At 41.9% G+C, this 13,400-nt stretch carries 15 protein-coding genes; 9 read left to right on the forward strand and 6 right to left on the reverse strand.

Annotated elements, in window-relative coordinates:
- Positions 1–143: 143 nt before the first annotated feature.
- The 5 genes from ACM5QX_RS00640 to ACM5QX_RS00660 all read left to right on the forward strand — a co-directional run bounded on the left by ACM5QX_RS00640 (position 144) and on the right by ACM5QX_RS00660 (position 5,029).
- Positions 144–2,945, forward strand: a complete 2,802-nt coding sequence (locus ACM5QX_RS00640) for a PAS domain S-box protein (protein WP_414751944.1) — start codon at positions 144–146, stop codon at positions 2,943–2,945.
- Between the two features lie 36 nt (positions 2,946–2,981).
- Complete coding sequence (locus tag ACM5QX_RS00645; RefSeq protein ID WP_011319201.1) at positions 2,982–3,356, forward strand: response regulator; 375 nt, start codon at positions 2,982–2,984, stop codon at positions 3,354–3,356.
- A gap of 300 nt (positions 3,357–3,656) precedes the next feature.
- Entirely contained in the window at positions 3,657–4,094 is a 438-nt protein-coding gene (locus tag ACM5QX_RS00650; protein ID WP_414751945.1) for a hypothetical protein, read from the forward strand.
- Positions 4,091–4,387 carry a Mo-dependent nitrogenase C-terminal domain-containing protein gene (locus ACM5QX_RS00655; RefSeq protein WP_414751946.1) on the forward strand — a complete coding sequence of 99 codons (297 nt, stop codon included), beginning with the start codon at positions 4,091–4,093 and terminating at the stop codon, positions 4,385–4,387. Before ACM5QX_RS00650 ends, ACM5QX_RS00655 begins: the two co-directional genes overlap by 4 nt.
- Before the next feature lie 168 nt (positions 4,388–4,555).
- Entirely contained in the window at positions 4,556–5,029 is a 474-nt protein-coding gene (locus tag ACM5QX_RS00660) for a CRR6 family NdhI maturation factor (RefSeq protein WP_011319198.1), read from the forward strand.
- 81 nt (positions 5,030–5,110) lie between these two features.
- Here ACM5QX_RS00660 and ACM5QX_RS00665 read toward each other — a convergent pair whose 3' ends face one another.
- Complete coding sequence (locus ACM5QX_RS00665; protein WP_414751947.1) at positions 5,111–6,070, reverse strand: glycosyltransferase family 9 protein; 960 nt, start codon at positions 6,068–6,070, stop codon at positions 5,111–5,113.
- Between the two features lie 368 nt (positions 6,071–6,438).
- On the opposite strand from ACM5QX_RS00665, the gene ispD reads away from it, so the two are divergent.
- The 3 genes from ispD to ACM5QX_RS00680 all read left to right on the forward strand — a co-directional run bounded on the left by ispD (position 6,439) and on the right by ACM5QX_RS00680 (position 8,358).
- Positions 6,439–7,125 (forward strand): 2-C-methyl-D-erythritol 4-phosphate cytidylyltransferase, encoded by a 687-nt coding sequence (gene ispD, locus ACM5QX_RS00670; RefSeq protein WP_414751948.1) that lies wholly within the window; start codon positions 6,439–6,441, stop codon positions 7,123–7,125.
- Between the two features lie 198 nt (positions 7,126–7,323).
- On the forward strand, positions 7,324–7,857 hold the full coding sequence (gene scpB, locus ACM5QX_RS00675) for an SMC-Scp complex subunit ScpB (protein WP_414751949.1): 534 nt from the start codon (positions 7,324–7,326) through the stop codon (positions 7,855–7,857).
- Between the two features lie 156 nt (positions 7,858–8,013).
- Complete coding sequence (locus ACM5QX_RS00680) at positions 8,014–8,358, forward strand: DUF760 domain-containing protein (protein WP_010999289.1); 345 nt, start codon at positions 8,014–8,016, stop codon at positions 8,356–8,358.
- Positions 8,359–8,429: 71 nt separating this feature from the next.
- Here ACM5QX_RS00680 and ACM5QX_RS00685 read toward each other — a convergent pair whose 3' ends face one another.
- Positions 8,430–9,635 carry an HhoA/HhoB/HtrA family serine endopeptidase gene (locus tag ACM5QX_RS00685; protein WP_414751950.1) on the reverse strand — a complete coding sequence of 402 codons (1,206 nt, stop codon included), beginning with the start codon at positions 9,633–9,635 and terminating at the stop codon, positions 8,430–8,432.
- A 218-nt stretch (positions 9,636–9,853) separates the two neighbouring features.
- On the opposite strand from ACM5QX_RS00685, the gene ACM5QX_RS00690 reads away from it, so the two are divergent.
- Positions 9,854–10,741, forward strand: coding sequence for a LysM peptidoglycan-binding domain-containing M23 family metallopeptidase (locus ACM5QX_RS00690; protein WP_414751951.1), 888 nt, complete (start codon positions 9,854–9,856; stop codon positions 10,739–10,741).
- 31 nt (positions 10,742–10,772) lie between these two features.
- Here ACM5QX_RS00690 and ACM5QX_RS00695 read toward each other — a convergent pair whose 3' ends face one another.
- The 4 genes from ACM5QX_RS00695 to ACM5QX_RS00710 all read right to left on the reverse strand — a co-directional run bounded on the left by ACM5QX_RS00695 (position 10,773) and on the right by ACM5QX_RS00710 (position 13,354).
- Positions 10,773–11,804, reverse strand: a complete 1,032-nt coding sequence (locus tag ACM5QX_RS00695) for an isochorismatase (RefSeq protein WP_414751952.1) — start codon at positions 11,802–11,804, stop codon at positions 10,773–10,775.
- A gap of 160 nt (positions 11,805–11,964) precedes the next feature.
- The gene (locus tag ACM5QX_RS00700; protein ID WP_011319191.1) at positions 11,965–12,315 is read right to left on the reverse strand and encodes a type II toxin-antitoxin system PemK/MazF family toxin; all 351 of its coding nucleotides are present in this window, start codon (positions 12,313–12,315) and stop codon (positions 11,965–11,967) included.
- Positions 12,315–12,521 (reverse strand): hypothetical protein, encoded by a 207-nt coding sequence (locus ACM5QX_RS00705; protein ID WP_414751953.1) that lies wholly within the window; start codon positions 12,519–12,521, stop codon positions 12,315–12,317. The genes ACM5QX_RS00700 and ACM5QX_RS00705 overlap by 1 nt, the downstream gene beginning before the upstream one ends.
- 53 nt (positions 12,522–12,574) lie before the next feature.
- Positions 12,575–13,354 carry a hypothetical protein gene (locus tag ACM5QX_RS00710; RefSeq protein WP_414751954.1) on the reverse strand — a complete coding sequence of 260 codons (780 nt, stop codon included), beginning with the start codon at positions 13,352–13,354 and terminating at the stop codon, positions 12,575–12,577.
- Between the last annotated feature and the right edge of the window lie 46 nt (positions 13,355–13,400).

The raw sequence follows: 13,400 nt of genomic DNA on the forward strand, positions 1-13,400 counted from the left end.
GTGGACAATGCCCAATGCCACTTGCGTGACTGCCGGGAAACCCTTTCAGCAGTTACTCCACTTGGGGAAACCCCAAGACCGTACTGCTTCACCAACGCAGTGGCTCCCCTACGTATATTTCAGAACTCAAATACTATTCCTATATGTCCGAATTATTATATACATTTTTTATAACGATTACAGCCATTATTTTTGTGTACATAGCCTTGGTATGTGTGAAACTAATGGCAAAAGCTGGGAAATTTCCTAGCAACGTACAGTTAGAAGCAACAAATCAAAAATTGCAACAGGCAATTTTAAACAGTGCCAATTACACAATTATTTCCACCACACCAGACGGCATAATTCTGACATTTAATGCGGCTGCACAACGATGGCTGGGATATACCGCCGAAGAAGTGATTGGTAAAACAACCCCAGAGATTGTCCACGATAAAAATGAAGTCGTGAAAGTGGCACAAGAACTATCTCAAGAGTTAGGGGTAACCATTGAACCTGGATTTGAGGTTTTTGTGGCTAAAGCACGACTGGGACAGGTGGAAGAACGGGAATGGACTTACATTCGTAAAGATGGTTCGCGTTTCCCAGCGCTGCTATCTGTTACGCCTTTGTATGATGCAGAGGAAAATATTACCGGTTTTCTGGGTATTGGTAGTGATATTACTGCGCGTAAGGCGGCAGAAGCAGCTCTACGAGAAAGCGAATATCGTTACGCCACCCTGGCACAAACCGCGCCAGTAGGCATTTTTCGTAATGATGCTTCTGGGCGGTGCATTTTTGCTAATGAAAGAGCTTGCAATTTAATTGGTTCACCCCTCGAAGATGTACTTGGTGAAGGCTGGGTACAATCCTTGCATCCAGACGATCGCCTGCGTATTGTGAGGGAATGGAATCAAGCCATAAAGCAAAATTTACCGTTTAAAGCAGAGTATCGTTTTCGCCATCCCAATAACGTCATTAACTGGGTAATCTCCCAAGCAATCCCCGAAAGAGGAAGTAATGGAGAGGTGACAGGATACATCGGCACAATGACGGACATTAACGATCGCAAACGAGCCGAAGAAGAACTGCTTCACCTCAGCCAAGCCTTGGAAAGTGCGGTGGAAGGTATCTCTCAGTTAGATACTCAGGGACATTACATCAAAGTAAATCCAGCCTACGCCCAGATCACTGGCTACACACCAGAAGAGATGATTGGTATGGAGTGGACATTAACTGTTCATCCAGATGACCAAGAAAAAATGATGGCTGCCTATCGCCAAATGCTGAAAAACGGCAAGGTAGAAATGGAAGCTAGAGCCATGCGTAAAGATGGTTCAGCTTTTTATAAACAAGTAGTCATGGTGAAAGCCTACAACCAACAGCAGGAATGTATCGGTCATTATTGCTTTATGAAGGATATTAGCGATCGCCGTGAAGTCGAACGCCTCAAAGATGAATTTGTCTCTGTCGTCAGTCACGAATTACGCACCCCCTTAACTTCCATTTCTGGCGCTTTAGACTTATTAGCTAGCAAAGTTGTCCCGGCAGGTTCTGAAGATGCCCAACGGATGCTCAACATTGCCGCTAATAATACTGATAGATTGGTGCGTCTGATCAATGACATCCTAGATATTGAACGCATTGAGTCGGGAAAAATCCAAATTACTCCCCAAGCTTGCAATGCTGCCGACTTAATGACCCAATCAGTAGAAGTGATGGAGGAATTAGCAGAGCAAGGGGGAATACAATTATCAATGTCACCTTTATCGGCTCACCTTTGGGCAGATCCCGATCGCATCATCCAAGTATTTACCAACCTCATCAGCAATGCCATTAAATTCTCCCCTGTTGGGGCTACAGTTTGGGTGACTGCTAAAATTCCCGAAAAAAGTGAGCTAGAAAAATTCCCTACCCCCGTGATCCTGTTTGAAGTCAAAGACCAAGGTCGGGGTATTCCGGCTGATAAATTGGAATCTATCTTTGAACGTTTTGGACAAGTTGATGCCTCCGACTCCCGTCAAAAAGGTGGCACAGGTTTAGGCTTGGCTATCTGTCGCAGCATTTTACAGCATCATGGGGGGCAAATCTGGGCTGAAAGCACCTTGGGCGAGGGTAGCACCTTCTTTTTTACCTTGCCAATTTTTCCAGAAGAACAGAATCAAGAAGAAGAGTTTCTACATCTCCCCCACACCACACCCCAGCACCCCCCAGACTCAACCTCTCCTCTGATACTCCATTGCGATGATGATTTTTCCGTGCGAGCTGTTATGCAAGTCATCCTCGAAAAGCAAGGTTATCAAGTCATGACCGTGGCATCAGGAAAAGAAGCGGTAGAAAAGGCGAAACTCAACCAACCTGATGCAATTATTCTCAATCTCATGATGCCAGATATGGATGGTTGGGAAACATTAGCACTGCTCAAACAGCAGCCAGAAACTCAAAACGTTCCCGTAATTATTCTTAGTGGTGTCACACCTGACCATAATAAAGAACTTTCCCACGATGTTAGTGATTGGATTATCAAACCTCCCGATGTGAAGTTGTTATGCCGAGCTTTAGAAAAAGCTACCACCAAGCAACAAGCCATCAAAGTACTAGTTGTGGAAGATGACCCAGATTTAGCACAAGTATTGATTGCTATGTTCAATCGTCACGGCATTTCTACCTTCTATGCCCAAAAAGGACGGGAAGCCATTCAAATTAGTCAAAATATCATTCCCGACTTGTTGGTACTAGATTTGGGATTACCCGAATGGGATGGTTTTGCCGTGGTGGACTGGTTGCGGCAGCATCAACATTTGTATCATGTACCTTTAGTAGTTTACACAGCCCGCGATTTAGATGAGAGCGATCGCCAAAGATTAAAATTAGGGGAAACATTATTTCTCACTAAAGGACGCATTAACCCCCAAGAATTTGAGCAGCGTGTCATTACTTTACTCAACAGAATAATTTGCAATTAGGCTAAAGACAGTGCTGAATTATGAGTCTTGAATCAGATGGCTACGAAACGCATTCTCATCATTGATGATGAATATGATATCCGAGCAGTAGCTGAACTCGCTTTTAAAGCTGTGGGCGGTTGGCAAGTTTCAACGGCTGCTTCTGGTAGTGAGGGAGTAGCTAAAGCGGCGGCTGAACAACCCGACGTAATTCTTCTAGATGTGATGATGCCCGACATAGACGGAATTGCCACTTTTCAAGCCCTACAAGCTAATCCAGTCACTCAGTCGATTCCTGTAATTTTGCTGACAGCAAAGACCCAAACCGCCGAACAGAGAGGATTTGCCGAACTAGGAGTACAAGCTATTATTACCAAGCCCTTCAAGGTAATGAAATTGCCTGCTCAAGTTGCCGCAGCTTTAAATTGGTAAATTAAAAAAAATATCTAACTTTAGACGTATCTCCACAAGTTCTGCATTTTTCATGTTTAAAGTTAGAAGCAACTAGGAAGGTAACAGTTTAACGGTAATTTTACTAACAGGGTAAGAAATAAATACCTATTACTTATACCAATTCAGTTGATGATTGCAACACGTCCTGTGGTGAAGACACGATTCATCGCGTCTCTACAAATGGTTCATTTGTCACATTCTTTTTTAACATTAAATACAAACAATTATTCACCACTGACAAAATAATTTAACTAATCGTTTTTATTACTATCTAAAAAAATGAAAGACTTAGAATTATTTCAATTTCATCTAGATAGAGCAACTTATATCTTAAGGTTTCAGGATAAGAAACTAATTGAAACTTGGGTAACTGAATTAGAACAGCATTTAGCTCCGGACTATATAGAATCATGTCTCACAGCAGCGATATTAGAATTATCAATATCTCATTCAGAAACATTCCACTGGGTGTTAGATCATTTGGCTGATTGGAAACCTTATAAGCAATTACTAGAATCAGTAACTAGATTTGCTTTAAAAAAACTTGTCCAAAAGGGTTTTATGCCTGGTGGAGAATTTAGTTTTACTGCTGATGGCAAAATATTACTGACTGAAAATGCCAAAGCAACAATTATGAAAGATACTGTCAAAACTGACCGTCTCTTGCTAGAAAAAATCCTTTTAACTCCCCAACAAATTCATTTACTCACAACATGATGTCTAGTATTACATTCAGCTTCGTCTTTGTTGTAAATCTGCTACTACAACCAATCCGTCAATGGCTGGAATCTTTAAAAATCGAAAATCACCGATTAGCACGATTGCTGTGTACAATTATTCCTGCCGGTTGTCCATTTGAACGAGAACTTAAATGGGGCGATCGCACCCTAGTTCACATCCCGCCTCTATGTAAACTCAATCCTTTTTACGAACAGCTAATAGAAATTCGCTTTAAAGCCTTGATGTACTTAGCAGACGAATGTGGTGAAGATGTTACACAGTTCTGCTAGGAAGCAGGAAGCAGAACATCTTGCCCAGGACTCAACTCAACACTTAATACTTCTCAATTTTCAGGCTTTACTGGCTCCGCAGTCAAAAAATATAGCGCCGACACCAGAAAGCTGGTACTGTGGATTCTCAAGCATACTACTGAGCTTAAAAAAGTAGCTGATGAGTCCATGACAATTACGATCGCCCTCAATACAGACACTGTTAATACTCTCGATTTATCACCTGCACATCAGGTAATCAACCAACTGCTGCAAGAGGGAAATATTGCTTCCCACGAACAGCAGTTAAGTTTTGCTATCGAATACACTCTAGAGCCTGGCGATCCCCGCGAATTGTCAGAAATTCCCGAATTAAGGCTGTGGTTTGTGCGTCTGGATGCTAAGTATCCCTGGTTGCCGTTTTTACTAGATTGGAAAACTGGTGAACTGGGGCGTTACACCGCTATGCTCGTACCGCACCAGTTCAGCGCCAAAGAAGGAATTCAGTATAATCCCGAAGCTTTAGAAATCTTTTTGATGCACAAGATTTTTGTTTTAAGTGATTGGTTAAAACAACAACAAATACCCTCGCAATCGCGTCTTAAGTCTATGGCGCAAATGCTGGGTTACGAATTAGAAGATGCTTTTTTTGAGATGTTTTAGTTGGGGATTGGGGACTGGGGACTGGGGATTGGGCATTTCTCCCTCTACCTCCCCTGCCCTCTGCCTCCCTACCTCTTCCTATCAACCTCCCCAAACTTTTTCTAATACAGCTTTGGGTAAAATATCTGCCACCCTACCTGTGGGAGATTTAATGCCCAGAAGTTTGTCGCTGCTAGGTAATAACTTGACGGGATCTGTGGAACCAAATAGAGCAATAGTATAGGTTTGTACTGCCACACTTAAGTGCAGTGGCGCACTATCGGTAGTCAGCATTAAGTTAGCTCCAGCAATCATCGCCGTTAGTTTACCGACGTTATCAGGGGAAGTCACCTTGATATCTAAAGAATAATCTCGGAGCGATCGCACAAATTGCTCATCATCTGGGCCTTGTATGACTACAATAGGCAAATCTGGCTGCTTTTGTCGAAAGTCTTGAATGATTTCCTGCCAGTTTTCCACGGGGTAAATTGAATCCAAAGCTTGAGGCTGAGATGCCCAGCTAGAGCCACCATAAATCAAAACGTAACCTGTTTCACTAACCCCAAGGCGTTTTTGTTCGCTATTTGCCCAGTCAATATCTGGTTTCGGTACATTAACCGCTAACTCTGGAGTAGGGGTTGTGATACCGAAGGGTTGCAGCAAGTCGTGGTAAACCGCCGCCGCGTATTGGGATGGTTTGAACGGTACAGTTTTGGTCAGAAATGATGTGCCTTTACCTTGGTAGCCAATACGTGTAGGGATTCCTGTCAACCAGAGGAATAAACCCACTAACCAGCTTTGTCCAACAGCGATCGCTACATCATACTCACGATCGCGAATTGTGCCTACGAGATTTCCCCAATCTGCTAGGCTGTTACGGTCTTTGTAATCGAAGGTCAGTATATCGTTTACTGACTTGCTCACCCGGTAGGCAGCCTTTGACCGGGGTTCCACTACAACATCTAACTGAGCGTTTGGGTAATAGCGCTTCAGGTCGTCTAGAGTCGGAAAGAACAGAATTTGATCGCCAATTCCGCCAGGTACAAGGGCTACTACTCGCATAATATTTATTGACGCTTATCGCTCCTTATTTTAGGTGAATACGGGAAAGTCAAGTCGCTTCGCTCCAATTCAAAATTCAAAATTAAAGACAGCCACCCACAAGGGGGAGCCACTGCGATGGACGGGTTCCCCGACATAAAGGAGGCAGTGCCGTGGGCGGGTTTCCCGACTTGAGGCAACTGCCGTCAAGTGGCGTTGGGGCTTGAACCTTCCCCAAAAAATGTCAAGTTGCGTCGCTCCAATTCAAAATAGCCTACGGCAAGGCTGCGCCAACAAAATTCAAAACTAAGTCATTTTCAATTCATAATTTTGAATTGGAGGTAGCCAAGTTTCCCTGTATTCATTCCCTAGTTTGGCATTAAAAGACAGTGTATTTACTAATTCCCGCCGCCGGTGTTGGCAAAAGAATGGGATGTGACCGCAATAAGCTGCTGCTAGAAGTGCGATCGCAACCTATTATTGCTTGGACTCTTTTAGCTGCACAAGCAGCCAGTGAAATTAGTTGGATTGGCATTATTTCCCAACCCACTGACTGGCCAGATTTTAAATCTATTCTTGCTAACTTGCAGCTGACTAAACCAGTGGAATTTATCTTGGGAGGTTCCACTAGGCAAGAATCGGTTTACAACGGCTTACAGGCACTACCAACAGCCGCAGAGCAAGTTTTAATTCATGATGGTGCTAGATGTCTGGCGACCCCTGATTTACTCAACTCCTGCGCTCAAGCAATTCGTCATTGTTCTGGCTTGATTGCGGCTGTCCCGGTAAAAGACACAATTAAAGTTGTGGATGAAGATGGCATAATTCAAAGTACACCAGACAGACGCAATCTTTGGGCAGCACAAACCCCCCAAGGCTTTAACGTTGAGTTGTTGAAACAGTGCCACGCTGAAGGTGTTCGTCAAGGTTGGGAAGTGACTGACGATGCTGCTTTATTTGAAAAGTGCGGTATCGAAGTGCAAATTGTGGAAGGTGAGGAAACAAATTTGAAAGTAACTACTCCCCAAGATTTAGCGATCGCTGAATTTATCCTCAACAGTCGAGACAATTCCTAATTTGGTCTGCTAAAAGGCTTGTGTTTTGCTGCTTCGACTAACTTGGGTAAGCACCTTGACTGAAAATAAAAAAATATGTATAATCCCACACATTTATTATGAAGCATAATTAACCGCTAGAGTAAAACTAGGCAAAGGTCAACTGTCATACACTAATGACCATTGACCATTGACTAATGACTAATGACTCTTCATTAAATGAATACAGCCACAGCAACTAAGATAGAAGCGATTCTCTATTTAAAGGGTAAACCCTTATCGATCAGTGAGATTGCCGAGTATGCCGCGTGCGATCGCGCCACCGTGGAGGAAGGCATCATTGAATTAATGGACAGCTACGCCCACCGAGATAGCGCCTTGGAAGTCGTAGAAACTACAGATGGTTATAGTTTACAACTGCGTCCAGACTTCCAAGACTTAGTGCAGACAATGATTCCTGTAGAATTGGGACTAGGTGCATTGCGGACTTTAGCGGCGATCGCCCTCAATAGTCCCATCCTGCAAAGTGACTTGATTGAGCTACGTGGTTCCGGTGTATATCAACACGTACCAGAACTAGTTGAACTCGGTTTTGTGCGTAAGCGCCGAGATAATGAATCCCGTTCCTATTCGCTCCAAGTCACACCAAAATTCCATCAATATTTCCAAATAGAGCAACTTCCCCAACCCTTTGACAATGACCAGAAAGAACAGCAGTTGGAACTAGACTTAGCTGTGGGAGCAGGGGAGTAGGGAGCAGAGGGCAGGGGAGGCAGGGGAAGTTAAAGAAGAACGACAACACACAATTGTACAGACACGATTAATCGCGTCTCTGACAACTGATCTAAAGCACTACTCTTGTACTATGGTTTAGAGTAGAATTAGCAACTAAGCTAAAAAAAATTGCCAATGGTGTTTGATCCTGACTTCTTAAACGACAACTCCGAAGAACACACCAACCAAATTCTTTCTGACCATTTTGGGGAACACCCAAATCAGTTACTAAAGTATCTACAACATCAGTCTCCCGAAGTTCTAGCCCGTGTAGCTCAATCCGTCAGCCCGGAAATTAAACAAATTATTTCCCAAAACGTCCAAGGGTTAGTGGGAATGCTTCCCGCAGAAAATTTCAATGTCCAAATTACCACAGACAAAGAAAATCTAGCGGGTTTATTAGCATCGGCAATGATGACTGGATACTTCTTACGCCAAATGGAACAAAGGATGCAGTTAGATCATTTGTCTAATGGCTAAGTGTCATTTTTTAGTAGCTAGTAGTCAGCTGCAAAAGCAATCACAACTGACATCTGACCACTGACCACTAGCTATCTGTTGGGATAAACTCCCGACTGAACCTTTAAGGTGAGAATTTCACCACTACGGTTAACTTCGACGGTTAGAATATCTCCAACTGTGCTGGATTCCACCAATTTTTGTACCTGGGCTGATGTTTTCACTGTTTTACCGTTAATTTTTTGAATCACATCACCAGGGAGTAAGCCTGCTTTTTGGGCTGGAGAATCATCCAAGACACCTTTAATTACCACCCCAGTGTCTTGTCGAATATTTAACTTGTTTTCAATATTGATTTGCTGTTTTTTGCTAGGGGACAAGTCCGTCATTTCAATCCCTAAAAACGGATGTTGTACACTCCCCTTAGTAAAAAGCTCATTAGCGACACGGGCGGCTGTTTCTATAGGAATGGCAAAGCCAAGACCTTGAGCATCTGCACGAATAGCAGTGTTAACTCCAATTACTTCCCCTTGGGCGTTTAATAAAGGCCCGCCAGAATTACCAGGGTTGATTGCTGCATCGGTTTGAATAAAGCTGACTCGTTTATCGGGAACTCCCACTTGGGCGCTAGTGCGGTCGGTGGCGCTGATAATGCCGATAGTGACAGTATTATCTAAACCAAGAGGATTGCCAATAGCGATCGCCCATTGTCCTGGAATGAGGTTTTGCGAATTCCCCAAGTTCACTGTCGGCAAGTTTTTTCCAGGGATTTTGACAACAGCTACATCTGTAATCTGGTCAACTCCCAGTACCTTCCCCTCAAAAGTCCGACCATCCTTAAGAGTTACTTGTACGGTGTCTGTATCAGCTACGACATGAGCATTAGTTAGTAGTTGCCCATCTTCGCTCAAAATAAACCCCGAACCTGTACCCCGCTCAATTCGTTCTTGCGGAATTGGCTGTTCATCTTCACCGAAAAATCGACGTAATAGAGGATTCTTTAAAACATCAGAGATAGGATTGGCAACTTTACGGGTGGCATTAATTCGCACTACAGCCGGGCCAACTTTCTGCACAGCACTAGCAATAAAATTGACATTATCCCCCCCATTATTTGCCGCAGAACCTATGACAGGATTAGACGCTACAGATTCCGAAGGCAAACCGACTGTGACATTTTTGAGTTGTTGGAACGAGCGATTTTGTGGGAGGAGATAGCGACTGCCTAACAAACCTGCACTACCACCAACTACTAGTAGAGACAGATAAACGGCCAGTTGCTTTAGGGATAAATTCATAATGACTACGCTCAAGGACAGCAATGCAGTTGCTAATTTCTAAGTGTAGTCAAGCAACCCCTAACTGGACAGATAAATTTAACATAGAGTTGCTTTTTTAGGGATTGGGTAATTGGTAATGGGTAATTGGTAATGGGTAATTCTTCCCTCAATCCCCAGTCCCCAATCCCCAATCCCCAAACTAAAATTTAAAGTTAAGGCGCTCATAATTTGTAAACATGACTGTTTTTTACCGTCTGCTTTTACTCTGTGGTTTAGTCAGCACTATTGGACTGACTACTATACTCCCAAATGCGAGCAGGGTTAACGCTGCTGTGGAGGGTTGCCCAATTCCCGCTTTATCTCGCTTCAAGCGCCATAAAGTAGTTCGTGGCGATACGTTGGTAACCATAGCCCAACGCTATAATCTCAGCCCAGAAACGCTGATTGGCATGAATCCATCTCTCCATGATGGTTCTTCTCCGGCTGTGGGTAGCGAGTTACAAATTCCTCCTTACAACGGGGTGGTTGTAGAAGTGCCTCAGGGTCAAACTTGGCGGCAGGTAGCGACGAGATATAAAGTTCGTCCTGATACTTTATTTGAGATTAATGGCTGTCAAGCAAATCCCAGAATTGTGTTTGTTCCAGGGGTGAATTGGTCGCCTAATGGCTCTTTTACCCAGTCTCCTAGACCTTCCACAGCTAGAGCTTCTGCTCAGTTAGCTGGCTATCCTTTTTCTCAGACTGTGGAGGTAGGCTTACCTTACGGCTGGCAGATTAACCCCAATACGGGTGAAGTATTTTTCCATAGTGGGGTGGATTTATTAGCACCAGTCGGGACTCCTGTTGAGGCGATCGCACCAGGTACGGTAGTCTTTGCTAAGGAGCAGGGTACTTACGGCAATTTGGTCATCATCAACCACAATGGGGGACTCCAAAGCCGCTACGCCCATCTTGACAGCATAAATGTTAAGGTTGGTCAAAAAGTTAATCAAGGGCAGTTACTCGGCACTGTCGGCACTACAGGACAACCTACAGCCAAACAACCCCATCTTCATTTTGAAGTGCGTGCTAGTTCATCTCTAGGTTGGGTGGCAGAAAATCCTAAAGATTATTTGAAACCATAATCACGGACTATCGGGTGACCTTTTGGTTAGTTTAAGTAGCTTGCTGTAACCACTTATCAATAGGTTCAGTAGATTTAACAATTTGCATCCCTCCTGCTTGGAACTTAGCAAATGCGGCATCTGCTTGTTCTGTATAATCTACAACACCAGGAACTACAACAGGAGAAGAAGCATCTTCTAGTAAATAAACTTTTTTAGCAAGGGCTGTATCTACTTGTTGAATTTCTATTAATAAATCATCAATTGTCCAAGCAACACAATGACTTTTTGCTTGTCCAGCAATAATCACAGCATCAAATTCTAAAAGCTGCTTAATTAATTTTTGATTTTTATCAGCTAGGGGATTTTTATCAAAACCAATTAATACTTCTGGACGTAACACAGAATAATTTTCTGTTAAAGGATTGTCACCTTTAATCTCAAACTGTGTTTGGCTTTGACGAGCTATACCATGAAAAAATATTGCTTCTTCCACAGCAGAAACTAACGCATGACCAATACCACCCAACATAGAATGGTAAGGCCAAACAGTCAAAGGATATTTCCCATCTTGACTTAGTTGTTTTACGTAATGATAAGCGTGTTTTTCTAATAATTCATAATCCCCATGAGTAATACTGTTCGCCACATCTGGGTTAACTTTCCAAATCCCTTTTTCAATATCTGTAAGAGTAATACTAGTGGCTGCTGGTGTAGGATGTTCGCCTGACTCATTCACCCAAAATATGGGATGAAAAATCTGCATGGCAGTATGGGTATCTAAGGTAGGAATAATTTTTGTAATTACACCCAAGTTTTGATAGATAAATTCACATATTCTCCGATTATCATCTACAGCACCAGTCCCAGATTTACCACCCACAAATAATTCAAATTCTGGGATGCAAAAGGTATTCTGCACATCTATTAGCAATAAACAAATACGAGTTTTATCAAAAGCTGCTGGTTGGATGTTGTGTTGTTTTGCCCATGCTTCCGCTTCTGCTGCACGTTCTTGGTAAGGTACTCGCCAAACTTCGCCAACTTTTGCTGAGTTAAAGTGCGGGGGTATAGGTAGCTGCATATTACATCTATGGTTATTTTGTTGAATCTACTGTAACCAGTGATATGAGCAATGGGCTACATCTGAGCAAAAGTCATCACCAAAATTTTCAATATGCCCAATTCCTAAATCGAATGTTACGGAAATACTACGACAACATGAAAATAAAGCTCTTTGATTGCTATTCCATCAATTGAAACGCTTGAATCATAAGTAAATTCAACTGCTGGATTTGATTTACTCCTAATTTACCGATTCTTCTAGTAATTAATCTACGTTCAAGCGTAACTAGTCTGGTTACTCTAACTTTAGAAATAAGTTTTAATCCAGTTCCGGCAAACTCTGCATCTGATGGGTCTAAAACAAATTCTCCTGATGTTAAATTAGTGACATCTTGAGAAGAGATAAAACATAAAGTTATATCATTACCTGAATTATCAACCCATAAAATTAAGCCAGGGCGCAATTTTGTTCCAGTCAAATCTGTAAATGGGAATGGAACCAAGACTATATCTCCTTTTTGTAGAGACATTACACGGGTTCTCCATCTTCTAGAGTATATAAATTTGGTTCATTATGTAAAAATTCAAATGCTTTACTTTTCTGTGCAACTTGCATAATCTCTGGTGTAGATGGATAGGAAGAATTAAAAAATAGCTTTTCTTCCAAAAGGGAGCGTTCTTCTTCAGAGAGTGACAATATTACTTGAAATAGAGAATCAACAAGTTTAGTGTTCATGCGTGTAATTTAGTAGCAATTATAATTGCTCATACCTTAGAATAATTGTTCAATTACCTTTTATGTTTAGAAAGAAAGCTCAAAAACTCTTCCACAACGTACTTTGGTTGGTTGTAACATTTTTCAGCCGGGTAATGTTCAATACAGAGAATCCCTGATTTTTTAAACCAAGCATCCTTTTCCTTATCTTTTTCATACCTACCTTCATGGAAGGAAATCTCTAAAATTCCAAATGTTCCATCTAGGCATACTAAGAAATCTACTTCTCTATGATCTTCATAAATATTACCTGTTTCATACCTAACAGCTAGAGGTAGAGGAAAGAACAAAACACCTTTGAGTTCCAACTCTTGGGCAATTCTAATCTCGGACTGTGACGCAAACTTTATTTCATTGTAAACAATAGGTTCTTTACCTTTTCGTGCAAAGGCTTTTTCTGTAACCAATCCTTGATTTAGATCCTTAGATTTAGCAATCAAGAATTTAATAGTCTTGTGCCAATTTTCCTCAACATCTAGTAATTTAACTCTGTAGTGTATGGGGAAATCACTCATATCATACCAAATATGACCCTGAGCAATAATTGCAAAATGATATTTAAGAACTTCTTGAATATTTTCGTCCCTTATAACTATCGAATAGAGATGCAATGGTAAATATACTAAAAGACCTAAAGTACAAAAATCATTTGCATAATCACTCCAGCCAGTATCAAAAACTAATTGAGCATCAACAATAATCGCTGCATAATCATTCCAGTAATCATTAATTAATGATTGAACCCACGTTCTATGTAATTTCTCTAACAATTGTGAATCAGATAATTTTGACATTTAATAGTTTTTCCTCAATATTTAAATACATTCAATCAAATATTGT

Origin of the sequence: Anabaena sp. CCY 9910, assembly GCF_963920875.1 — a bacterium.
In the GTDB taxonomy this organism is placed as follows: Bacteria; Cyanobacteriota; Cyanobacteriia; order Cyanobacteriales; family Nostocaceae; genus Trichormus; species Trichormus variabilis.